The organism is Aliicoccus persicus (assembly GCF_900110815.1).
GTDB classification, from domain to species: Bacteria; Bacillota; Bacilli; order Staphylococcales; family Salinicoccaceae; genus Aliicoccus; species Aliicoccus persicus.
Window position 1 is genome coordinate 1 of sequence record NZ_FOIT01000004.1, and the last position, 22,125, is coordinate 22,125.

A 22,125-nucleotide genomic window follows, 5' to 3' on the forward strand; every position below is an offset into this window, starting at 1 on the left:
AGTAATTGTCCGGTGACGATTGCGGAGAGGCCACACCTGTTTCCATGCCGAACACAGTCGTTAAGCTCTCCAGCGCCGATGGTAGTTGGATGTACGTCCCGTGAGAGTAGGACGTCGCCGGGCGAATGAAGACCTTCCTTAATTGGGAGGTCTTTTTTTATTGCACTGACAGGCAGTATAAAAACATGTTACACTCAATCCATAATATTGCGATAGGTGAATAGAATATGCGTAAAAAGCTTATAGAACAGCTGAATGAACTAGAACAACATCGAGCGATTTCATTGCATGTACCTGGCCATAAAAATAGTACGATCGGTCATTTGGATATATTAGATATCGCTCATGATAAGACAGAGATAGTTGGTTTGGATAATCTGCATGAACCAGAAGAAGTATTGATGGATTTGAATGATTTTCTATCGGAAAAATATAAAGGATACATCGCGCAAGTACTGACGAACGGATCGACAACAGGTATCATTGCGGCCATTCTTGCGTACAAAGAAATTGCAAATAGGTATATCATCATGCATAATGCACACAAGTCGGTGCATCATGGCATTGATTTAGCGCACCATGAACCGGTGATTACAAATTCTATATATGATATAGATCTTCTACCAAATGATATCGTCATCGTGACGTATCCGACGTATGAAGGACGTACAGAAGATATAGAACGAATTATAGAGCATGTGCATGGTTGTGGTGCGTATATCATCGTCGATGAAGCACATGGCGCACATTTTGATATCACACCGAAATTCCCAAAGTCTGCGATGAATTTTGATGCAGATATCGTCATTCAGTCGTATCATAAAATGTTGCCTGCTTTGACGATGGGATCTGTTATTTTCGTAAATAATCGTAATATATCTACATATAGGCATGTGATGAAGTATGTCAATTATATCGAAACATCCAGTCCGTCATATTTAGTGATGGCATCCATAGAAAGTGCACATGAATTTTATTTGAATTATTCAGATGAATTATTCTTTTTGAAGCGCCAAATGATATTTGATGCATTAAAGCAGGTGGGATGTATTGTAGGGCCCCAAGATGATCCTGCGAAGCTGCTTGTCAAACATCGTGAACATACAGTATATGAATTGGAACAGGCACTAATTGATAGTCATATATACCCTGAGATGACGACAGAAGATGGCGTCCTGTTCATTTTACCGCTATCGCACGAGGATGATCGATATCCGTATCATGTACTGTTATCACGGTTAGAAGCACTCAACTTTGTTAAAAATGATATAAAAACGAATGATGAACTGTATCTGTTATCGAATAAAGTATGCATTCAACATATCATTCCGTATCCACCAGGTGTACCGTTCGTTAGAAAAGGTGAGGTAATTACTGCGGGTGATGTGAAAACACTCATTCATTTGTATCAGAATCGTGTTAAAATAGAAGGAGTAACGAGTAACATAGAATATTATATAGATAGGGAACGTTGATGTTATGGGTCATTTTATCACGTTTGAAGGTCCTGAAGGTTCTGGTAAAACGACAGTAATCGAAGGTGTTAAAGAATATTTATCCAAAAATTATAAAGTAATGACGACACGTGAACCGGGTGGTATCAGGATTAGTGAATTGATTCGTGACGTTTTGTTAGCGAAGGGTAATGAAATGGACGGTCGTACGGAAGCGCTTTTATTCGCGGCTTCACGTCGTCAGCATCTCGTGGAAAAAGTCATACCTGCACTTGAGCGCGGTGAAGTTGTGCTATGTGATCGGTTTGTCGATAGTTCATTGGCATATCAAGGGTATGGGCGAAATATAGGCGTCGATGGGATATGGTCAATTAATGAATTTGCGATTCAAGATGTCATGCCTGATTTGACGATATATTTGAAGCTTGATCCTGAAGATGGGCTTGAGCGAATTTTATCGAATAAACGTGATAGTAATCGGTTGGACAATGAAAATATCACGTTTCATAAAAACGTCGTTTTAGGGTATAATGAATTATCTGACAATTTCCCAAACCGTATTAAAACCGTGGATGCAAGTCAGTCTAAAGAAAAAGTTTTAGAAGATACATTAGCCATTATAGATAACTATTTGATAGAAAGAGGTTGAGACATATGAAGATGGTCATTGCAATCGTTCAAGATCATGATAGCCAGCGCTTGTCAGATCGTTTGAGCAAAAACAATTATAGAAATACAAAACTCGCATCAACAGGTGGATTTTTACGCGCGGGAAATACGACATTCTTATGTGGTGTCGCAGATGATCGTGTCGATGAATTACTAAGACTAATCGATGATACATGTGGGAATCGAGAGCAAACAGTCTCTCCTGTGACACCGATGGGTGGGAATGCGGATTCATACATCCCTTACCCAGTAGAAGTAGAAGTCGGTGGCGCGACTGTATTTGTATTGCCAATCGAACATTTCGAAAGATTTTAATCTACATGCAAACAATACCGGTTAAAACGTTACTTGAGCGTATCATAGACAATGATCGATTGAGTCATACGTATATGTTTGAAGGTGACTCAATTGAAACGATGAAGCGTTATGCAGAGTACTTTGCGCTGCTCATCCTTGGTGATACGTCACATAACAAAATGTTGATTGAAACACGCAATCATCCAGATTATCAGTATGTTTCTTCTGATGAACCGACGATAAAAAAACAACAAATCGAACAACTTGTACATCAGATGTATCATAAACCTGTCGCCGCACCGTATAAAGTATATGTCATTGAAGCGTTTGAAAAACTTACACTTCAAGCAGAGAACAGTATTCTAAAATTTCTAGAAGAGCCACCAGATAAAACGATAGCAATACTCTTAACTGTGGATAAATCACAGATATTACCAACAATTCATTCTAGAAGCCAACATATTCACATCAAAAGGGAACAAGATGATAGTAGCGCGCACTTGAACCATTTACATGATACAGATAAGCATATCGTCCAAACACTTGGCATGAACGCGATGCATATCTCACAACTTGAAGATAATTTTCATGAAATGATAAAAGCAACAAAGCAGTTTACAGTGCGATGGTTACAAGATGATCCGCATGCGCTAATCGACTTAATTGGCCTAGTGGAACTTGCACCTGAGCGACGTGATTATCCCATCTTGTTACAATTGATGGATGGTATCGTCAGACAATGCTTACACCAAGTGTTAGATTTGAAGATGGAGAAAGCGTTCAATGATATAGATATCACACAAATTAGCCCGCACATAAGTGCTGAGCGATTGACGCGTATGTTGGATGAAATCACGACGGCGAACCGTTTGCTGACATCTAATGTCAACGTGATGCTCGTGTTTGAAAGTATGGTAATTTCTTCGAAAGGTTGAGGTAATCATGAGAATAATTACAGCAACATACCCGGACTTTCTACAAAAAGTATATATTGAAGCGACCGATGTAGATTTAAACTATGATGATTATATAATTGTAGAAACTTCTCGTGGCAACGAGCTTTTAAAGGTACTCAAGCCACCCTATGAAGTCTCAGAGGATGATATTGTTGAAGCAGAAGGTAAAATGCTACGCATTTCGACTGCTGAGGATATGGAGCGTTATGAATCGAACAAATTAAAGGCAATGACGGCATATGATTATGCGAATGGTGCAATCAAAGAACAAGCGCTTGATATGCACTTGGTCAACGCTAAATATACGCTTGATCAGAAGAAGTTAATATTTAACTTTACAGCAACTGAACGTATTGATTTTAGAGAGCTCGTAAAAGTTTTAGCAAATAAATACCGCACGCGCATTGAACTTAGACAAATTAGTGTGAGAGATGAGGCGAAGTACCTAGGTGGTATCGGACCATGTGGACGAGCCCATTGCTGTTCGACATTTCTAGGTGACTTCATTCCGGTGAGTATTCAAATGGCAAAAAACCAAGATTTATCACTATCACCGACAAGAATCTCTGGTGCGTGTGGCCGCTTGATGTGTTGCTTAAACTATGAGGATGAGTATTATGAAGATACACGAAATAAAATGCCAGACGTCGGACAGTCGATCGACACACCAAATGGTCGAGGAAAAGTGATCGGTATCAACATATTAGACCTTGTTGTACAAGTAAAATATGAAGATGATTACATCAGAGAATATCATCAGGATGAACTAGAAGCTGAAGAGGTGTAATTGTGCGACAAGAACAGTTATTAAATTACATCGTGCAATTAGAAGAAAAGCTCAGCATGATGGACAAAGATTTAAATGAAGTTAAACATGCGGTCGTTGATCTCATAGAGGAAAATATTACATTGCAAAAACAACTCGAACATTATCAAAATGTCCATGGTGAACCGCATGATACGTCATATAAGGACAATACGTTGCAAAACTTATATGATGAAGGCTTTCACGTATGTAGCACGTTGTTTGCAAGTCCGAGAAATGGCGAAGCATGTATCTTTTGTGGTGAATTTATAAATTAAAGCGGCGATGCCGCTTTTTATTTTGTTTAGGAGGTGTCACATGATAAAACCACACGAGCGCATTGATGAATTATTCAGAGAAAATATGAAAATCATTCAAAGTAGAGAAGTGTTTTCATATTCCGTAGATGCGCTATTATTAGCAGATTTTGTGACACTGAGAAAACGCGATAGCATCATTGATTTGTGCTCGGGCAACGGCGTTATCCCATTGTTATTATCACATCGCACGGACCAACCAATCGAAGGTTTGGAAATACAAGCACCACTCGTTGATATGGCGAAACGCAGCATTGCTTTAAATGAAAAAGAGGATCAGATCAACATTGTTGAAGGCGACCTAAATGATATTAAAGCGTACTTTCCACATTCATCATTCGACGTTATCACAGTTAACCCACCATATTTCACACCAGATCAACCATTAAAAATTCGTGACGCACATGCGTATGCACGACACGAACTGTTGACAACGCTCGAGCAAGTCGTCTCTGCATGTAAACACCTCGTTAAAAACAAAGGCCGATTATTCATGGTGCACCGTGCTGAACGTAGCATGGAAGTGATACATACTTTGATGCAAGCAGGGTTCAGAGTGACGCGCACGCAATACGTCTACAATGCACCGAAGTCAGATAGTGCATTATTCGTGTTGATTGAGGCAGTTTATCATTCTAAGGCATATGTGAAAGTGTTGCCGGCATTTTACATTTATGACAACAATAGTGAATACTCGAAGGAAATGCTTGAGGTGTATTATGGCTAACTGTTACGTCTATATTTTAGAGTGTCATGATGGGACGCTGTACACGGGCTACACCGTCGATGTTGCAAAACGCGTCGATACGCATAATGCAGGACTTGGTGCAAAGTATACACGTGCCCGATTACCAGTCACATTGAAGTACCAGGAATTATGCGAATCAAAAAGCGCAGCGATGAAGCGTGAAATACAAATTAAAAAATTATCAAGAATACAAAAATTACAGTTGATAAGGGGTGAAGCAGATGCACTTGTACATCACTGGGACGCCGATCGGTAACTTGGATGATATGACGTTTCGAGCGGTCGAAACGTTGAAATCGGTCGATGCAATTTTGTGTGAGGACACGCGTAATACACGAAAGTTAACGACACATTTTAATATCGATACACCACTCTTTGCGTATCATGACCACAATAAGACAGAGATTGAGGATAAACTTATTTCGGACATGAAACGTGGTAAAACATTTGCACTCGTCAGCGATGCGGGCATGCCACTCGTCTCAGATCCGGGATATGAACTCGTCCGTCGCATGCAAGATGAGGCACTGGAATTTTGCGTCATCCCTGGACCAAGCGCTTACTTATCAGCCGTTGTCGCTTCAGGCATACCAAGCTTTCAGTTCACCTTCTTTGGATTTTTACCACGCAGTCCAAAGAAGAAACGCGAAACGATGGATGAGATTATGAATCACCGGTATACGAGTGTGCTCTATGAATCACCACATAAAATCAAAGAGACGATGAAGCTGATCACGAATCATGACCCTCATAGAGAGACTAGCATTTCAAGAGAGATCACGAAGAAATTCGAGCAGCACGTACGTGCTGAAGCAAGTGAACTTCTCGAGATGCTGGGAACAGACATACCAATAAAAGGTGAGTATGTTATCGTCATTGCACCATCAGAAGAAGAAGTTGTTGAAGCATTCGAGACGACGCCTCTTGAAGCAGTCAAAGCATTGATCGAAGCGGGCGAAAAGCCAAATAGAGCTATTAAAGATGTTGCAAACGAACGGGGATTGAAGCGTCAAGACTTGTATGATGCGTATCATAAAGAGAAGTAGTAAAGAGAAAAACGAGCTGATACATAATAAAAAGCATACTTGACTCCTTTGTGAGAGCAAGTATGCTTTCTATATTTATGTTTCAGACGCTATTGCATCTAAATCATCTATACATTTGTATGTGACGCTTTTAATTCAGACATTAACATTTCAGCACCTTCAGGGCTCACTGTAATCTTCCCATCAAATAGTGAAATCGGATTGTCTGTGTCTTTTCCTGTCACAGCACACTTCTTACGTGAAGTGAACTTTTTCAAAACGATTTGATCTTTTTCTGTAAAAATTTCGAGCTCATCTTTGACCTCGATATCTAATATTCTACGTAATTCTATTGGTATAACGATTCGTCCAAGTTCGTCTACTTTTCTAACTATTCCTGTCGCTTTCATATAAAAGACCTCCAACATCTAACAAAAGTTTAACTAGTATTTATTGTCAACTACGGTTATATTGCCAAAATATATTATAGTTGATTAGGAAGTAAATGAAGTATTCCTAAGAATATTATGAGAATTTGCTAAATTGAAAAAATAGCTAAAAAAGGTTATCATCTAACAGATAACGGCATTAGGAGGCCATCAGAAAATGGAAAAGAAGACATACTATATAACAACCCCGATTTATTATCCTAGTGGTAGATTACATATTGGAAATGCATATACAACAATTGCATGTGACGTGATGGCACGCTATAAAAGAATGCGTGGTTTTGATGTATTTTATCTTACGGGTTCGGATGAGCATGGACAAAAGATACAGACAAAAGCTGAGTCTGAAGGGGTAACACCAAAAGAGTATACAGATGGTATCGTTGCAGATATGAAATCTCTTTGGGAGAAACTAGAGATTACACACGATAAATTCATTCGTACGACAGATGAAGAACATAAAGTTGTTGTCCAAGACATTTTTGAACGTTTGTTAAAGCAAGGAGATATTTATCTTGGTGAGTATGAAGGGTGGTACTCAGTTCAAGATGAAGAATTCTTCACTGAAACACAACTTGAAGAAGTATTTCGTGATGAGGAAGGCAAAATGATTGGTGGTATTGCACCGAGTGGTCATGAAGTACAGCTGGTGAAAGAAGAGAGTTACTTCTTTAAAATGAGCAAATATGCAGATCGTTTAGTGAAGTATTATGAAGAACATCCAGAATTCATCCAACCGGACTCTCGTCGAAATGAAATGCTAAATAACTTCATTAAACCTGGGCTTGAAGACTTGGCAGTTTCTCGTACGACGTTTGATTGGGGTATTCCGGTCAAGAGTGATCCGAAGCATGTCGTTTATGTTTGGATCGATGCACTGACAAACTATATTTCAGCACTCGGTTACAGTACAGATAATGATGAATTATTTAAAAAATATTGGCCTGCTGATTTGCATATGATTGGTAAAGAAATTGTTAGATTCCACTCAATTTACTGGCCAATTATGTTGATGGCACTCGATCTTCCATTACCTAAGAAAATTTTAGGTCACGGTTGGCTTGTTATGAAAGACGGAAAGATGAGTAAGTCTAAAGGGAATGCGATCTATCCAAGTGATATTATCGACCGCTACGGTCTCGATGCGCTCCGTTATTACTTAATGCGTGAAGTGCCATTTGGAAACGATGGTGTATTCACACCTGAAGCATTCGTTGACCGTACGAATTATGACTTAGCAAATGATTTAGGTAACCTCGTAAACCGTACGATTTCAATGATCAATAAGTATTTTGATGGTGAATTACCGGCTTACGCAGGACAGTTAAATGAATTTGATGCACCACTCGAAGCATTGGTTCAAGATGAAGTGAAGAAATACGAAACAGCGATGGAAAACGTCCAGTTTAACAAGGCACTCCAAGCGGTATGGACAATCGTTAGTCGCTCGAACAAATATATCGATGAGACAACACCATGGGTACTTGCGAAAGATGAGTCGAAGAAAGAAGATCTCGCGAATGTGATGGTGCATTTAGCTGAAAATATCCGTATCGCATCCGTGTTACTCAAACCATATCTACCATTTGGACCGAAAGAAATCTTCAGACAGTTAAACATTACAGATGAAAGCTTGCAGACATTTGAGTCGATCTTAACTTACGGGAACATCAAAGTAGACGGTAAAGTGATTGAAAAGCCAGCGCCAATCTATCCACGTCTTGATACGGCAGAAGAAGTGGCGCATATTAAAGGCTTGATGACACCGAGCACTGAAGAACCTGTAGAAGAAGTCGAAGAGTCAGAAGAAATTACGATCGATGATTTTAGCAAAGTTGAATTAAAAGTTGCGACAGTCATCGATGCAGGTCCTGTTAAAAAGGCAGATAAACTACTAAAAATCCAAGTAGATCTCGGAGATGAAAAACGTCAGATTGTCTCAGGTATTGCAAAACAATACACGCCTGAAGATATCATCGGTAAAAAAGTTATCGTCGTGACAAACTTAAAACCTGTGAAACTGCGCGGGGAGCTGAGCCAAGGTATGATTTTATCGGCTGAAAAAGGGAAACAACTGACATTGATTTCTGTGCCAGACGGAATTGAAAACGGTAGTATCGTAAAATAAAGGAGTTTTATGATGTTAATTGATACACATGTCCATTTGAATGCTGACCATTATGATGAAGACTTAGATGAAGTGATCGAACGCGCGCGTGAAGCGGGCGTCACGCATTTTGTCGTCATTGGTTTTGATAACAAAACGATCGACCGTACGATGACACTCATCGATAAATACGACGATGTGTATGGTGTTATCGGTTGGCATCCGGTTGATGCAATTGATTGTACAGATGAAGACTTGGCACGTATTGAAGAATTATCACAACATCCGAAGATTGTTGGTATCGGTGAAACGGGTCTTGATTATCATTGGGATAAATCACCGAAAGATGTGCAAAAAGAGATCTTTATCAAACAGATTGAAATGGCAAAGCGCGTCAACTTACCGATCGTGATTCACAACCGTGATGCGACGGGTGACGTTGTTGATATTTTAGAAGAACACGGTGCTGAAGAAATTGGTGGTATCATGCATGCATTTAGTGGTTCTCCTGAAATTGCAGATCGTGTATTAAAGATGAACTTTATGATTTCACTGGGCGGTCCCGTTACGTTTAAAAATGCGAAACAGCCGAAAGAAGTTGCAATGCATGTACCACTCGATAAGTTGCTCGTTGAAACAGATGCACCATTTTTAACGCCGCATCCATATCGTGGTAAACGTAACGAACCAGCATATGTGAAGCTTGTTGCTGAGCAAATTGCTGAACTTCGTGAAGTCTCGTATGAGGAAGTTGCTAAAGCGACGAGCGAGAACGCGAAGAAGATATACAACATTCAATCATAAGATACGAATGTCCGAAATGAGGTTCACATAATGACGAAACCTGTCATTAAAGAAGTAATTATAGTCGAAGGTCGAGATGATACACGCAGGCTGAAAGAAGTCGTGCAGTGTGAAACGCTCGAAACGAATGGCTCTGCAATCAATGAACAGACGATGTTGGAAATTGAAGTTGCAATGCGTACGCGCGGTGCCATTGTGCTGACAGATCCTGATTATCCTGGGAAACAGATTCGTTCTAAAATACGCAGTCGGTTTCCCAATATTAAAGAAGCATTTGTCGAACGGAAAAAAGCAGAAAGTAAACGCGGCAAGTTCGGCGTTGAACACGCAGGTGACGAAGAGATTTTGCGTGCATTGAGAGACGTATTAACAAACAGTGCGCAAGTAGAAGCGTTGTATTCGTCACGTGATATGAGTTACTACAAACTCGCAGGACATCCGAAATCAAAGCAGCTCAGAATTAAAGTGTGTGAAGCACTCGGTATTGAGTATTCAAATGGCAAAGAGCTGCGCAACAAATTAAATCGTTATCAAATTCCCGTTTCAACTTTAGAGGCGGTGTTTACAGAAATAGGTGAGGACTATTAAAGATATCGCAACGCCGACACGAACGAATGAAATACTAAAAAAACATGGACTCGTACTTAAGAAAAGTCTCGGTCAGAACTTTTTAGTCGAGAGCAATGTGATTCAGCAAGTCATTCGTAAAGCAAATATTACGAAACAAACGGCTGTTATTGAAGTCGGTCCAGGTATTGGCTCTTTAACTGAGCAGCTTGCACGTACTGCAGGTCATGTCATCGCATTTGAAATCGATCAGCGCCTGATTCCAATTTTAAACGATACACTGAGCCCGTATGACAACATCACATTGATCAATGAAGATATATTAGAAGCGGATATCAGTGCTGCGATCGAAACGCATTTGGCTGAGTTTGATGAAGTAATCGTCGTCGCAAACTTACCGTATTATATTACAACACCGATTCTCATGCATTTTTTAGAGTCTGGACTCGATATTAAACGCTATTACGTCATGATGCAAAAAGAAGTCGGTGAGCGCATTAGTGCCCGACCAGGAACGAAAAGTTATGGGTCTTTATCGATTGCAATTGATTTTTACACAGAAGCGCGCACTATCCAAGACGTGCCGAAGACAGTGTTTATGCCACCACCGAATGTTGATTCTATCATCATCGAACTGATAAAAAGAGACACGCCAAAAGTCGATGTCGAGTCACCAGAAGTGTTCTTTAAACTCACGCGTGGCGGATTCGTACAACGCCGCAAGACGATATTAAATTGCTATCAGACGATTTTTGAAAATGGAAAGAAAGAAAAAGATGCAATCAGACGTTTATTGGCAGCTGCTGAAATAGAAGAAAATCGACGTGGGGAATCACTCTCAATAGAGGAATATTATCGAATCTATAAAGCGTATCAATTACAAAATACTTTGAAACTGCTTTAATTACCATTTCACATTAATTTAATGCGAATGTCATTAAATTGACAAAATTGTTCGAATTTGATATAATTCAGTTATGTGAGGTGGGGCTAATGCCAAATAATATTCCAGACATCAAAAAACTTCTTGATAGTCAATTGGGTAATCCAGTTTTACTCCGTGCGAATGGAGGGCGCAAGAAATTAATTGAAAGACGTGGGGTGCTTCGCGAAACATACCCTTCGGTGTTTATTGTTGAGCTTGACCAAGAGAAACATAACTTTGAGCGCGTGTCATATTCATATTCTGACATATTAACAGCAAATGTACAGGTGACTTTCTTTAATGACGAGTTAGAAGAAGTGCTTACATAACATATTTAAAGCCACTGCTTATCTTTTAGATAAGCAGTTTTTTTATTGTGCTAAAATGTAGTTGGAGGTGTTTTAATGAATATAGCTGTTAAAGATATAATAGATAAAAATTCAACAGAAGAAATCAGATTCATCGTCGGTGAACCGATTTCTATTCAAATGCCTTTTGAACTGACAGAAAAGATTACTGAACAAATAGATAGATCTAAAATTTCACTACTAAACGGGAAGTTTACAGGTTTTGATCGATTATCAATCCTTGAACATATTAAATTTTACAAGCAATGGAATAACACGGATATCGATGCGACAGACCTACTAAAACAATTTGATTTGGAATCATACAAAGATCAACGGTTCGTTGACTTATCGGATGAATTTAAGCAGCGACTCGCGATGATACACGTGCTACTAAGCAATCAGGAAAGTGTACTAGCAATTGATCCGTTCATGAACATGACCAATGCGAATATTCGTCTCTTTCATAAGATGATGAGTGACTTAAATTCGAGTAACCGGTCAATTATTGTCGTTGTAACGAAAACAGAAGATGCATTTTTAGTTTCTGATACGATTTATAAGCTCAATAACGAAGGCTTAAATAAAATCGAGACTGAAGCAGATGATACAGATGAACCAAACATTCGAAGAATTAAAGCACGAGCAGAAGATAAAACAATCTTCATCGATGTTGATGATATAGAATTTATTGAAAGTAACGATGGAAAAGTGTTTGTAAATGTGGGACGAGAAAAATTTGGCCTGAGCGATACGTTGACGACTCTTGAAAATCAGCTGTTGAATCAAGGTTTTTATCGTTGTCATCGTTCATATATTATCAATTTGAGGAAAGTTGCGGAAATTATTACGTGGAGTAAAAACAGTTATTCAGTTGTTATTGATAATCTAGATCAAACAAAAGTGCCATTATCACGTAATAAATTTAATGAAATCCAAGATTTATTGATGCATTATTAAGTTATAATGGCATAATAACGGTACAGATGAGCTGAAATAATTACATTTCAGGATATTCTGAGTACAGTTAAACGCTTGAGCGCATTAATTGAATATACATATGATACATCTCGCGTGGATTTTATGACGTTGAGATGTTTTTTTATTTATAGTGATGACAGAAAGACAAACGAGAAGAAAATGGAGGGTTTTCAAATGAATCACGTAATTAATGTCAGCCAACTCGAGAAGAAGTTTGGTAAACACCACGCATTAAAAGGAATTGGTTTTAAACTTGAGCCGGGTGAGGTGTTTGGTCTACTTGGACCGAGTGGTTCAGGTAAGACGACGACGATTCGTATATTAATCGGAGAACTAAAAAAATCCGGCGGTTCTATAGAAGTACTTGGATTTGGATCGAAAGAATTTACTAAAAACGAATATTTAACACAGATTGGAATTTTATCTGACCGCAGTGCATTATATGACAGGCTAACGGTTCAAGATAACTTACAGTTGTTTAGACGCTTGTATCAAGTCGAAGAATCAGTCATTGACCGCGTGTTGAAAGATGTCGGCTTGTACAACGATCGCAAGAAGAAAGTGAAAGACTTATCAAAAGGTATGAAGCAGCGCGTACTATTATGTAAGGCGATCATGCACAAACCGAAAGTAATGTTTTTAGATGAACCGACAAGTGCACTTGACCCTGCTACGACAAGTAAGATTCATGAAATACTGGAAGAGTTAAAAGCACAAGGCACGACAATTTTACTCACGACACATGATATGGAGGAAGCAACAAAATTATGCGACAACGTTGCGTTGCTCGATGATGGTGTATTTAAAGAATACGGTACACCTGAATCATTACGTCTGAAATATAAAGAAGATACGATGCATGTAATGTATAAGGATGGCAAAGAAGAAACGATCAAACGCAATGTAGAAAATAAAGAACGACTAGCGGATTTAATGGTGGATGAGAACGTCTTGAAAATCAGTTCAGACTATCCGTCACTCGGTGAAGTATTCATTAAAGTTACAGGAAGGGAGCTTGTTTAAAATGAATATGAATAATGTGAATGCAATTTTCCAAAAAGACTTAAAAGATTTTATGGCAAATATGTCTTTATTGGTTTTACCTATACTACCCATCGTAATCGCATGGTTATATAATCAGACAGTAGAAACTGCTGGAGAAGTATCGATGCCAATCGAAATGATCTATACGATCATCGCTATGGCATTTGCTGCCGTAATGTTCATGAGTATCGCGACAATGTTTGCTGAAGAAAACGAGAAGCACACGTTACGCGGCTTGTTGCAATCACCAGCTTCGATCATCGATATCATCGTTGGTAAAGTGATTGTGTCACTGTTCATTACACTTGTTTCACTCGCAATTGCGCTCTTCATTGTTGATGGCTATGAAATATTAAAACCGATTGATTATCTCGGCATGTTCCTGTTCATGATTATCATCACGTTTATGGGTGTTGCAGTTGGACTTGCAGCGAAAAGTGTCGGTACAGTAAGTGCATACTCATTACCAGTAATGTTCGGTCTTGTGTTCAGTCCGATGATAAACAACTTCGTTGAAGAAGGACACGTGTTAAGAACTATTGTGGACTACTTACCAGTGAATGCGATGGTGAATTTACACAATGAAATTACTTGGCAACCAATTCTCGTATTATTCGGATGGATTGTTGCGATGGGAATTTTAGCAGTTATTGTAATTAGCCGTGCGAAAAAAGATGATTAAAATGGTATACTTTTTGTAAATGTCGGAGGTTGGAGGTCGGAGGTAAATGTATGTGGCATAAAGTGAAAGCAACAATGTATAAAGACATAAAAGAGTTATTTCGAAATATGACGCTACTTACATCTGTCCTTGTACCGCTATTACTCGCGTGGATGTTTCGCTTCTCAAACAGCGACGTCGCATCAACTGAAGAAACAGCAGAATTATATGACCGCATCATGCTCATCCAATTCTACATCGTCTATGCGATAACACTGATGAGCGTGTTGTCGTTCAACATTACTTTGAGTATGGCAGAAGAGAACGAGAAAAAGGCATTCGCGCACTTTATCTATAGTGAAAAAGATTATCGGGCGACAATCTGGAGTAAAGTCATACTGTATAGTGCGGTGAGTATCGTTATCCTCGTGATCGTTATGATGATATTCATGCCAGATGTTAGTCTCGGTGTTTATGATTATATTGGTCTCGTCTGTCTGTTTATCGTGTTTATTTTTCTTGGCGTGTCGATGGGATTGATATCGAAGAACGTCTCACAAACATCGGTGTATATTATCCCGTTTATGATCTTCATCGTGATGACCCCGATGGGCGAAGTCGTTTTAGGAGCGAATAATGAATTTTTCCTATCGATTGCGTGGGTGAACATCTTGTACTTGAACATGATGATCAACGAAGGCGATGTATTGATCGGGATGATCGGGAATGCGGTATATTTACTCGCCGGCCTGCTGTTGATGTGGGTGTGTTATAAGAATAAACAATTTAAGATATGATTTGTTGAGTTTACCCCGAAAGTCTTTGGACTTTTGGGGGGTGTTTTTTTGTGGTGAGTGGGACTCCGGGGTTGAAATGGTGTGCTGAGTTCCAGTAAGAGGTGTTTAATGGGACTCCTGAGGTTGAAATGGTGTGCTGAGTCCCACTAGACGATAAATATTGTGCGTCAGCCCGGATTTTCTGGAGTTGCCGCACACTTTATCCTTTGAACTGTGCATCAGCCCAGATTTTACAGAGTTGCCGCACACTTTATCCTTTGAACTGTGCGTCACCTCAGATTTTCTGGAGTTGCCGCACACTTTATCCTTTGAACTGTGCGTCAGCGCAGATTTTCTGGAGTTGCCGCACACTTTAGCCTTTGAACTGTGCGTCAGCCCGGATTTTCTGGAGTTGCCGCACACTTTATCCTTTGAACTGTGCGTCAGCCCAGATTTTACAGAGTTGCCGCACACTTTAGCCTCATCACCCACCCTCAACCCACCAAAATTCGACACCACAAGGCTTACCTAAGTATGTTAAACTATTTCTAAAAACAAAGGTGGTGGACGTATGCATATTGAGACCGCACCGGCAAAGATTAATTTAACATTAGACACTCTCTTCAAGCGCGATGACGGTTATCATGAAGTGCAGATGGTCATGACTGAAGTTGACCTGAATGATCGAATGACGTTCACAAAGCGCACCGATAATAAGATTGTCATTGAGACTGAACATCAATTTATTCCCACTGATAAAAGGAACCTCGTCTATCAAGCGGTTCTACTAATGAGAGAAGCGTATGGTATCAAAACTGGGGTCAATATTTTTATCGAGAAAAACATTCCGGTTTCTGCAGGGATGGCGGGTGGTTCGACAGATGCTGCAGCAACATTCCGAGGCATCAACAAGATATTTGACATCAATGCACCGCTCGAGGATTTAGCAGAACTCTCAAGTAAAATTGGTTCGGACATTCCATTTTGTGTGTATGGTGGGACAGCGCTCGCGACGGGGCGTGGTGAAAAGATTGAACGTTTACCAAAACCACCACATGCATGGGTAGTTATTGCCAAGCCGCCCCTTTCAGTATCTACAAAAGTCATCTATGACCATTTAAAACCTGGGAAAAACAAGCCGAAATCGAGTGAGATGGTCGAGGCAATTCATAATAAGAGCTACTCTGCAATGATTGCAGCGATGAAAAATGATCTGCAAGAAGTGACGCGCAGAAAGTACTCTAAAGTAAATGTATTACTCAATAAAATGCAATCACTCGGCGCGGACAAAGCCATGATGAGCGGTAGCGGACCAACAGTTTTCGGGATTGTCCAAAAAGAACGTCAGGCGAAGCAGTTATCGAATGCCCTGCGTGGTTTTTGTAGTGAAGTATATGTCGTTCGATTGCGCGGATAACTATTTTCAACAAAAAGGAGACTCATCGAAATTTTGGTGAGTCTCCTTACTTAAATTACAATATTCAAGCTATTCAACATGTTTTACTTCTTCAAAATCTATCGTCTGCGAGTCAGTGAGCGAGTTTCATAGGAACGCAAATCGATCTGCGAGTCAGTGAGCGAGTTTCATTGGAACGCAAATCAATCTGCGTGCCAGTGAGCAACTTTCATTGGAACGCAAATCGATCTGCGAGTCAGTGAGCGAGTTTCATAGGAACGCAAATCGATCTGCGAGTCAGTGAGCGAGTTTCATTGGAACGCAAATCGATCTGCGAGTCAGTGAGCGAGTTTCATTGGCACGCAAATCGATCTGCGAGTCAGTGAGCGAGTTTCATTGGAACGCAAATCAATCTGCGTGCCAGTGAGCAACTTTCATTGGAACGCAAATCGATCTGCGAGTCAGTGAGCGAGTTTCATAGGAACGCAAATCGATCTGCGAGTCAGTGAGTGAGTTTCATTGGAACGCAAATCGATCTGCGAGTCAGTGAGCGAGTTTCATTGGAACGCAAATCGATCTGTGAGTCCGTGAGCGAGTCTCATTGGAACGCAAATCAATCTGCGAGTCTGTGAGCAACTCTCATTGGAACGCAAATCAAGCTGCGAGTCTGTGAGCGACTCTCATTGGCGCGTAAATCCATTTGAGTGACCGTGAGCGACTCTCATTGGCACGTAAACCAATCTGCGAGTCAGTGAGCAACTCTCATTGGAACGCAAATCAATCTACACTCCAATAAAAGAAAAAATGAAATACCGCGGGTTTCTATAGCGAAATATATGCCTTAACATGACGCGGATAACTAGTCAAAACACGAACTTTTATGATAAAATACCTAGTAATAATACGGAAACAGAGGTTAGAAAATGAAGTTTAAACGCAGTGAACGTTTGGTTGTAATGACGCATCATTTGACGAATCATCCTAACGAATTAGTCCCATTAAACTACTTTGTAGAAAAATTCTCACAGGCAAAATCATCGGTAAGTGAGGACATAAAAATTATTAAAGAAACATTTGAAGCGGATGGCATTGGTGAAATTAAAACGACAGCTGGTGCTGGTGGCGGGATTACGTTCCACCCGGGTATCAACATTGAACAAGCTGAACTTGTCGTCGATGCTTTTATGGAAGAGATTAAATCAAGCGATAGATTATTACCAGGCGGGTATATGTATATGTCGGACATCATCGGAAATCCAAGTCTGATGAACGACATCGGGGAACTCATCGCGACGCTTTACAAATCGAGCGAAGTCGATGCGATTGTTACGATTGCGACGAAAGGTATTCCTTTCGCAACGGCGGTTGCCCGTCAATTAAACGTGCCGATTGCAGTGATTCGTAAGGACAATAAAGTGACGGAAGGTTCGACAGTGTCGGTGAACTATGTGTCTGGATCATCTCGTAAAATCGAGACGATGGTTTTATCGAAAAGAACGCTGAAAGGAGGATTAAAAGTGCTCGTAGTCGACGACTTCTTGCGTGCTGGTGGTTCGATTACAGGGGTCTTTAATTTGATGGAGGAATTTCAAGCGGAAGTCGTTGGTGTGAGCGTGCTCGTTGAAGCGAAACAAGTAGAAAACAGACGCTTCAATGATTATACATCGATTTTAAGTGTTTCTGACATTGATGAATACAATCAAAGCTTTAACATCGAACGTGGAAATTGCATTGCACAATTAAAAGAAATGAAATCATAAGGAGATTTGGAAATGGAAACAATTAATTCAAATAATGTTGCGCCAGCGATCGGACCTTACAGTCATGCTGTGGAAATAAACGGCATGGTATACACATCCGGAATGATCCCACTCACACCGCAAGGTGACTTGGTGAGTGACGACGTTACAGAACAGACGAAACAAGTGATGGAGAACATCAAAAATGTATTAAAAGAAGTCGATTTAACGTATAATAATATAGTCAAAACAACGATCTTTATTAAGAATATGGATGACTTCCCGAAAATCAACAATGTTTACAGTACGTACTTTTCGGATAAAATACCATCAAGGTCGTGTGTTGAGGTAAGTCGTTTACCAAAAGATGTACAGGTCGAAATAGAAGTTATCGCATCGAAATAGAAGTTGTCGCATCAAGATAATCATCACATCCTAGATCATGCATAAGTTGTAGGTAAGCAGACAAATAGGAGGTTTTAAAATGAAGATTACAGATGTTAGATTAAGAAGGACGGAAAGTGAAGACAGCCGAATGAAGGCGCTCGTATCTGTTACATTCGATGACGCATTTGTTGTTCACGACATTCGTGTTATTGAAGGAAATAATGGGTTGTTTGTAGCAATGCCATCTAAACGCACACCGGATGGAGAATTTAGAGACATTGCGCATCCAATAAATTCAAGTATGAGACAGCAAATTCAAGAGATGATTATGGAAGTCTACAATCGTGATGAAGAAAACACGAACATCACACTTGTTGAAGAAGATTCATTTCAAATTGCATAATAAATTGAAGAGCGCTTCGGCGCTCTTTTTTTGACCTTTCGATTGCTTGAATCTACTCTTAGACTAAAATATAATAATAGTATTGACGATTAGGAGGATTCTATGAATACGAGAGCGATTATATTAGCTGCAGGTAAAGGTACTCGGATGAAATCTGAAACGCCAAAAGTATTACATAAAGTTTGTGGTAAGCCGATGCTTGGACATGTCGTAGATAATTTGAAAGCATCAGGTGTTGAAGATATTTATGCAGTACTTGGACATAAGGCTGACATGGTACAAGCACATTTTGGAGATGCTTTTAAAACGACTATTCAAAAAGAACAACTCGGGACAGGACATGCAGTCATGCAGTTTGAATCGCAATTAGAAGGGGCAGACGGTCAGACTGTCGTTATTTGTGGTGATACACCACTGATCAGTGACGAGACGATTCGTGGATTTATTGACCATCATAATAGTTCTGGTGCAAAGGCGACTGTATTAACTGCAACAACGGACAATCCTCACGGGTATGGACGCATTATTCGTAATGAATCGGGTACAGTAGAACGTATCGTTGAAGAAAAAGATGCAACGGACGAAGAGCGTAAAGTGACGGAAATCAATACGGGCACATTTGTCTTTGATAACAAGTCACTATTCAATGCATTAAAAGCAGTAACAAATGACAATGCACAAGGTGAATACTATTTGCCAGACGTGTTAAAGATTTTACGTGATGAAAACGAAACGGTTGCTGCATTTACATGTGAAGACTTTAGCGAAACAATCGGAATCAACGACCGCGTTGCACTTGCGGTTGCTGAAGAAACATTGCGTCAGACAATCAACCTTGGCCACATGAAAAATGGTGTGACATTGATTGATCCGAAAAACACGTACATCGACAAAGATGTTACGATTGGAAACGACACGATTATTCAACCGAATGTGACGATTAGCGGCCAGACGACAATCGGTAGCAACGTATCGATTTCATCTAGCAGTGAAATTGTCGATAGTAATATCGGAAATAACGTAACGATTAGACAATCTGTTATTCATGGCTCGGTTGTTGGAGATGGATCGAACATCGGACCATTTTCTCAGCTTCGCCCGGAATCTAATCTTGGTAAAAATATTAAAATTGGTAACTTCGTTGAGGTGAAGAAATCGACACTTGAAGATGATGTGAAAGTTTCTCACTTAAGTTACATCGGTGATGCATCAATTGGTGAAAACACGAATGTGGGCTGTGGCTCGATTACAGTAAATTACGATGGTAAGGACAAACACCTTACGAAGATTGGACGCGATTCATTCATCGGTTGTAACTCAAACTTGGTCGCGCCAGTAACGATAGGTGATAATTCATTTATCGCTGCGGGATCGACTATTACAGAAGATGTACCAGATGACAGTTTAGCAATTGGCCGTGCGCGTCAAACAAATAAAGAAGACTACTACAAAAATTAACGGAGGCCTCCATGGAAGCATTTAACGATAAGTACAAAGATTCTAAACTCAGATTGTTCTCATTGAACGGTAACGAACCGCTTGCAGAAGAAATTGCAGAAAAAATTGGTATAGAGCTCGGGCAATGTGAAGTGAAACGTTTCTCTGACGAGGAAATTTCGATCAGTATAGAAGAGAGTGTTCGAGGATGTGACTGCTTTATCGTCCAGTCTACATCACAGCCTGCAAATGAGCACTTGATGGAATTATTGATTATGATTGATGCTCTAAAACGCGCATCAGCAGCAAATATCAATGTTGTGATGCCTTACTATGGCTATGCACGTCAGGATAGAAAGAGTAAATCGCGTGAGCCAATTACGGCGAAGCTCGTTGCGAACTTGATGGAAAAAGCTGGCGCGGATCGCGTCATTGTACTTGATCTACACGCGCCACAGATTCAAGGATTCTTTGATGTTCCAATTGACCACTTGATGAGTGTTAATCTTTTATCGGATTACTTTATCGACAATATGGACTTAAACTTTGATGAAGTTGTCGTTGTGTCACCAGACCACGGTGGTGTAACGCGTGCACGTAAGATGGCAGATCGTTTAAAAACACCAATTGCAATCATCGATAAAAGACGTCCGAAACCAAATGTTTCTGAAGTGATGAATATCGTCGGTGAAATTGAAGGACGTACAGCAATTATAATCGATGACATCATCGATACAGGTGGAACGATTAAGCAAGCGGCACAAGCGCTCTTAGATAAGGGTGCGAAAGAAGTATATGCATGCTGTACACACCCTGTATTAAGTGGTCCAGCTATTGAAAGACTCGAAGAATCTGTCATTAAAGAAGTCGTTGTGACGAACTCAATTCAGCTCGGTGCAGAGAAGAAAATTGATAAGATAAAAGAATTATCAATCGCTGGATTGTTATCAGAAGCGATCATTCGCGTGTATGAAGAAGAGTCTGTGAGCACACTATTCGATTAAAACTTTTAAAAAAAATGTGTTTATGCTACAATTGGAAATGCTTTTGTGTTAAAATTATGAAATGCAAATTGTCGATTAAGTAAAGGAAGGTGGAATTCGTCCATGGCAAAATTAGATGCAGCGACTAGATCACATAAATCAAATCGCTCAGAACTTAGTGAAATCCGTAACAACGGTGGAATTCCGTGCGTTATCTATGGTTATCAAACAGAAAACATAAGTGTTTCTGTAAAAGAGAACGAATTTGTTAAAGTTATTCGTGAAGTAGGACGTAACGGGGTTATCGATTTACAAACTGGTGAAGGTGCAGTAAAAGTGATGGTTTCTGACTATCAGTTTGATGCAATGAAAAACCAAATTATGCATATTGATTTCTTAGCAATCAATATGAATGAAGAACAAACAGTTGATGTTTCAATCACATTAGTTGGTGAAGCACCTGGTGCTGACGAAGGTGGGGTTGTAGAACAACCGACATTCACTGTGAGCGTTACTGCAAAACCTGCGGATATCCCTGAAACAATTGAAGTTGATATCTCAGAAATGAATATCGGAGATACTTATTATGTATCTGACATCCGTTCTAAAGGTAACTTCGTTATCGAAGATGAAGATGATGTTGCGCTTGTAACATGTCATGTTCCTGCAGTTGAAGAGGAACCAGAAGAAGACGAAGAAATCGATGAAGCTGATGTACCAGTAATCGGTGAAGAAGATGAAGAATCTTCTGACGAGGAAGGAACAGAAAAAGAAGACTAATCTTAATAGTGAACGAAATTTTACGAGCGGTGGATCTTCCATCGCTCGTTTTTAACGAGGTGTAGACG

The 22,125-nt window shown here is 39.8% G+C and carries 27 protein-coding genes and 1 rRNA gene; 27 read left to right on the forward strand and 1 reads right to left on the reverse strand.

Annotation, left to right across the window (positions count from 1 at the left end; translation table 11 throughout):
* Positions 1-8: 8 nt before the first annotated feature.
* The 10 genes from rrf (at position 9) to rsmI (ending at position 6,292) form a co-directional block, all read left to right on the forward strand.
* Positions 9-123: ribosomal RNA gene (gene rrf / locus BMW30_RS06755) — 5S ribosomal RNA — on the forward strand.
* A gap of 104 nt (positions 124-227) precedes the next feature.
* Complete coding sequence (locus BMW30_RS06760; protein ID WP_091475152.1) at positions 228-1,475, forward strand: aminotransferase class I/II-fold pyridoxal phosphate-dependent enzyme; 1,248 nt, start codon at positions 228-230, stop codon at positions 1,473-1,475.
* 4 nt (positions 1,476-1,479) lie between these two features.
* Complete coding sequence (tmk, locus tag BMW30_RS06765; protein ID WP_091475154.1) at positions 1,480-2,103, forward strand: dTMP kinase; 624 nt, start codon at positions 1,480-1,482, stop codon at positions 2,101-2,103.
* Between the two features lie 5 nt (positions 2,104-2,108).
* Entirely contained in the window at positions 2,109-2,438 is a 330-nt protein-coding gene (locus tag BMW30_RS06770; RefSeq protein ID WP_091475156.1) for a cyclic-di-AMP receptor, read from the forward strand.
* Positions 2,439-2,443: 5 nt separating this feature from the next.
* Positions 2,444-3,355 carry a hypothetical protein gene (locus BMW30_RS06775; protein ID WP_091475158.1) on the forward strand — a complete coding sequence of 304 codons (912 nt, stop codon included), beginning with the start codon at positions 2,444-2,446 and terminating at the stop codon, positions 3,353-3,355.
* A 7-nt stretch (positions 3,356-3,362) separates the two neighbouring features.
* On the forward strand, positions 3,363-4,163 hold the full coding sequence (locus BMW30_RS06780) for a PSP1 domain-containing protein (RefSeq protein WP_245705651.1): 801 nt from the start codon (positions 3,363-3,365) through the stop codon (positions 4,161-4,163).
* A gap of 2 nt (positions 4,164-4,165) precedes the next feature.
* Positions 4,166-4,459, forward strand: coding sequence for an initiation control protein YabA (locus BMW30_RS06785; RefSeq protein ID WP_180366253.1), 294 nt, complete (start codon positions 4,166-4,168; stop codon positions 4,457-4,459).
* A gap of 40 nt (positions 4,460-4,499) precedes the next feature.
* Positions 4,500-5,225: a tRNA1(Val) (adenine(37)-N6)-methyltransferase gene (locus tag BMW30_RS06790; protein ID WP_091475162.1), complete on the forward strand. Its 726-nt coding sequence runs from the start codon at positions 4,500-4,502 to the stop codon at positions 5,223-5,225.
* Positions 5,218-5,502, forward strand: a complete 285-nt coding sequence (locus BMW30_RS06795) for a GIY-YIG nuclease family protein (RefSeq protein ID WP_091475163.1) — start codon at positions 5,218-5,220, stop codon at positions 5,500-5,502. Before BMW30_RS06790 ends, BMW30_RS06795 begins: the two co-directional genes overlap by 8 nt.
* Positions 5,468-6,292, forward strand: a complete 825-nt coding sequence (gene rsmI, locus BMW30_RS06800; RefSeq protein ID WP_091475165.1) for a 16S rRNA (cytidine(1402)-2'-O)-methyltransferase — start codon at positions 5,468-5,470, stop codon at positions 6,290-6,292. Before BMW30_RS06795 ends, rsmI begins: the two co-directional genes overlap by 35 nt.
* 107 nt (positions 6,293-6,399) lie before the next feature.
* Here the strand turns inward: rsmI and BMW30_RS06805 are convergent, their stop codons facing one another.
* Entirely contained in the window at positions 6,400-6,681 is a 282-nt protein-coding gene (locus BMW30_RS06805; RefSeq protein WP_091475166.1) for an AbrB/MazE/SpoVT family DNA-binding domain-containing protein, read from the reverse strand.
* Between the two features lie 196 nt (positions 6,682-6,877).
* Here BMW30_RS06805 and metG point away from each other — a divergent pair, with 196 nt between their 5' ends.
* From metG to BMW30_RS06885, 17 genes are all read left to right on the forward strand, one after another.
* Positions 6,878-8,848 (forward strand): methionine--tRNA ligase, encoded by a 1,971-nt coding sequence (metG, locus tag BMW30_RS06810; RefSeq protein ID WP_091475168.1) that lies wholly within the window; start codon positions 6,878-6,880, stop codon positions 8,846-8,848.
* 12 nt (positions 8,849-8,860) lie between these two features.
* Positions 8,861-9,631, forward strand: a complete 771-nt coding sequence (locus BMW30_RS06815) for a TatD family hydrolase (protein ID WP_091475170.1) — start codon at positions 8,861-8,863, stop codon at positions 9,629-9,631.
* A 30-nt stretch (positions 9,632-9,661) separates the two neighbouring features.
* Complete coding sequence (gene rnmV / locus BMW30_RS06820; RefSeq protein ID WP_091475172.1) at positions 9,662-10,219, forward strand: ribonuclease M5; 558 nt, start codon at positions 9,662-9,664, stop codon at positions 10,217-10,219.
* Positions 10,215-11,102 (forward strand): 16S rRNA (adenine(1518)-N(6)/adenine(1519)-N(6))-dimethyltransferase RsmA, encoded by an 888-nt coding sequence (gene rsmA, locus BMW30_RS06825; RefSeq protein WP_091475519.1) that lies wholly within the window; start codon positions 10,215-10,217, stop codon positions 11,100-11,102. The genes rnmV and rsmA overlap by 5 nt, the downstream gene beginning before the upstream one ends.
* Positions 11,103-11,191: 89 nt before the next feature.
* Positions 11,192-11,452, forward strand: a complete 261-nt coding sequence (locus BMW30_RS06830) for a Veg family protein (protein ID WP_091475174.1) — start codon at positions 11,192-11,194, stop codon at positions 11,450-11,452.
* Between the two features lie 75 nt (positions 11,453-11,527).
* Positions 11,528-12,430, forward strand: coding sequence for a response regulator transcription factor (locus BMW30_RS06835; RefSeq protein WP_091475176.1), 903 nt, complete (start codon positions 11,528-11,530; stop codon positions 12,428-12,430).
* 195 nt (positions 12,431-12,625) lie between these two features.
* Positions 12,626-13,474, forward strand: a complete 849-nt coding sequence (locus tag BMW30_RS06840; protein WP_091475178.1) for an ABC transporter ATP-binding protein — start codon at positions 12,626-12,628, stop codon at positions 13,472-13,474.
* A gap of 1 nt (position 13,475) precedes the next feature.
* A complete protein-coding gene (locus BMW30_RS06845; protein WP_091475180.1) occupies positions 13,476-14,177 on the forward strand; it encodes an ABC transporter permease in 702 nt (233 codons plus the stop codon).
* A gap of 50 nt (positions 14,178-14,227) precedes the next feature.
* Complete coding sequence (locus BMW30_RS06850) at positions 14,228-14,953, forward strand: ABC transporter permease (RefSeq protein WP_091475182.1); 726 nt, start codon at positions 14,228-14,230, stop codon at positions 14,951-14,953.
* A 160-nt stretch (positions 14,954-15,113) separates the two neighbouring features.
* Positions 15,114-15,464, forward strand: coding sequence for a hypothetical protein (locus BMW30_RS10410; protein ID WP_143249002.1), 351 nt, complete (start codon positions 15,114-15,116; stop codon positions 15,462-15,464).
* A 39-nt stretch (positions 15,465-15,503) separates the two neighbouring features.
* On the forward strand, positions 15,504-16,349 hold the full coding sequence (gene ispE, locus BMW30_RS06855) for a 4-(cytidine 5'-diphospho)-2-C-methyl-D-erythritol kinase (RefSeq protein ID WP_091475184.1): 846 nt from the start codon (positions 15,504-15,506) through the stop codon (positions 16,347-16,349).
* Positions 16,350-17,251: 902 nt separating this feature from the next.
* A complete protein-coding gene (gene purR / locus BMW30_RS06860) occupies positions 17,252-18,088 on the forward strand; it encodes a pur operon repressor (protein WP_091475186.1) in 837 nt (278 codons plus the stop codon).
* Between the two features lie 12 nt (positions 18,089-18,100).
* Positions 18,101-18,472, forward strand: a complete 372-nt coding sequence (locus BMW30_RS06865; RefSeq protein ID WP_091475188.1) for a RidA family protein — start codon at positions 18,101-18,103, stop codon at positions 18,470-18,472.
* 79 nt (positions 18,473-18,551) lie between these two features.
* Entirely contained in the window at positions 18,552-18,857 is a 306-nt protein-coding gene (spoVG, locus tag BMW30_RS06870; RefSeq protein ID WP_091475190.1) for a septation regulator SpoVG, read from the forward strand.
* Between the two features lie 102 nt (positions 18,858-18,959).
* The gene (glmU, locus tag BMW30_RS06875) at positions 18,960-20,315 is read left to right on the forward strand and encodes a bifunctional UDP-N-acetylglucosamine diphosphorylase/glucosamine-1-phosphate N-acetyltransferase GlmU (protein ID WP_091475191.1); all 1,356 of its coding nucleotides are present in this window, start codon (positions 18,960-18,962) and stop codon (positions 20,313-20,315) included.
* Positions 20,316-20,326: 11 nt separating this feature from the next.
* Positions 20,327-21,298, forward strand: a complete 972-nt coding sequence (locus BMW30_RS06880) for a ribose-phosphate diphosphokinase (RefSeq protein ID WP_091475193.1) — start codon at positions 20,327-20,329, stop codon at positions 21,296-21,298.
* A gap of 102 nt (positions 21,299-21,400) precedes the next feature.
* On the forward strand, positions 21,401-22,057 hold the full coding sequence (locus tag BMW30_RS06885; RefSeq protein WP_091475194.1) for a 50S ribosomal protein L25/general stress protein Ctc: 657 nt from the start codon (positions 21,401-21,403) through the stop codon (positions 22,055-22,057).
* The last annotated feature ends 68 nt before the right edge of the window (positions 22,058-22,125 follow it).

Bases quoted from the DNA above. Each gene is read 5' to 3' on its own strand.
- BMW30_RS06880 (WP_091475193.1), top strand. From the start codon at position 20,327: ATGGAAGCATTTAACGATAAGTACAAAGATTCTAAACTCAGATTGTTC.
- BMW30_RS06835 (WP_091475176.1), top strand. From the start codon at position 11,528: ATGAATATAGCTGTTAAAGATATAATAGATAAAAATTCAACAGAAGAA.
- purR (WP_091475186.1), top strand. From the start codon at position 17,252: ATGAAGTTTAAACGCAGTGAACGTTTGGTTGTAATGACGCATCATTTG.
- rnmV (WP_091475172.1), top strand. From the start codon at position 9,662: ATGACGAAACCTGTCATTAAAGAAGTAATTATAGTCGAAGGTCGAGAT.
- BMW30_RS06790 (WP_091475162.1), top strand. From the start codon at position 4,500: ATGATAAAACCACACGAGCGCATTGATGAATTATTCAGAGAAAATATG.
- BMW30_RS06795 (WP_091475163.1), top strand. From the start codon at position 5,218: ATGGCTAACTGTTACGTCTATATTTTAGAGTGTCATGATGGGACGCTG.
- BMW30_RS06865 (WP_091475188.1), top strand. From the start codon at position 18,101: ATGGAAACAATTAATTCAAATAATGTTGCGCCAGCGATCGGACCTTAC.
- rsmI (WP_091475165.1), top strand. From the start codon at position 5,468: ATGCACTTGTACATCACTGGGACGCCGATCGGTAACTTGGATGATATG.
- metG (WP_091475168.1), top strand. From the start codon at position 6,878: ATGGAAAAGAAGACATACTATATAACAACCCCGATTTATTATCCTAGT.
- BMW30_RS06830 (WP_091475174.1), top strand. From the start codon at position 11,192: ATGCCAAATAATATTCCAGACATCAAAAAACTTCTTGATAGTCAATTG.
- BMW30_RS06885 (WP_091475194.1), top strand. From the start codon at position 21,401: ATGGCAAAATTAGATGCAGCGACTAGATCACATAAATCAAATCGCTCA.
- BMW30_RS06845 (WP_091475180.1), top strand. From the start codon at position 13,476: ATGAATATGAATAATGTGAATGCAATTTTCCAAAAAGACTTAAAAGAT.
- BMW30_RS06770 (WP_091475156.1), top strand. From the start codon at position 2,109: ATGAAGATGGTCATTGCAATCGTTCAAGATCATGATAGCCAGCGCTTG.
- BMW30_RS06780 (WP_245705651.1), top strand. From the start codon at position 3,363: ATGAGAATAATTACAGCAACATACCCGGACTTTCTACAAAAAGTATAT.
- spoVG (WP_091475190.1), top strand. From the start codon at position 18,552: ATGAAGATTACAGATGTTAGATTAAGAAGGACGGAAAGTGAAGACAGC.
- BMW30_RS06840 (WP_091475178.1), top strand. From the start codon at position 12,626: ATGAATCACGTAATTAATGTCAGCCAACTCGAGAAGAAGTTTGGTAAA.
- BMW30_RS06805 (WP_091475166.1), bottom strand. From the start codon at position 6,681: ATGAAAGCGACAGGAATAGTTAGAAAAGTAGACGAACTTGGACGAATC.
- glmU (WP_091475191.1), top strand. From the start codon at position 18,960: ATGAATACGAGAGCGATTATATTAGCTGCAGGTAAAGGTACTCGGATG.
- BMW30_RS06850 (WP_091475182.1), top strand. From the start codon at position 14,228: ATGTGGCATAAAGTGAAAGCAACAATGTATAAAGACATAAAAGAGTTA.
- tmk (WP_091475154.1), top strand. From the start codon at position 1,480: ATGGGTCATTTTATCACGTTTGAAGGTCCTGAAGGTTCTGGTAAAACG.
- BMW30_RS06775 (WP_091475158.1), top strand. From the start codon at position 2,444: ATGCAAACAATACCGGTTAAAACGTTACTTGAGCGTATCATAGACAAT.
- BMW30_RS06760 (WP_091475152.1), top strand. From the start codon at position 228: ATGCGTAAAAAGCTTATAGAACAGCTGAATGAACTAGAACAACATCGA.
- BMW30_RS06815 (WP_091475170.1), top strand. From the start codon at position 8,861: ATGTTAATTGATACACATGTCCATTTGAATGCTGACCATTATGATGAA.
- ispE (WP_091475184.1), top strand. From the start codon at position 15,504: ATGCATATTGAGACCGCACCGGCAAAGATTAATTTAACATTAGACACT.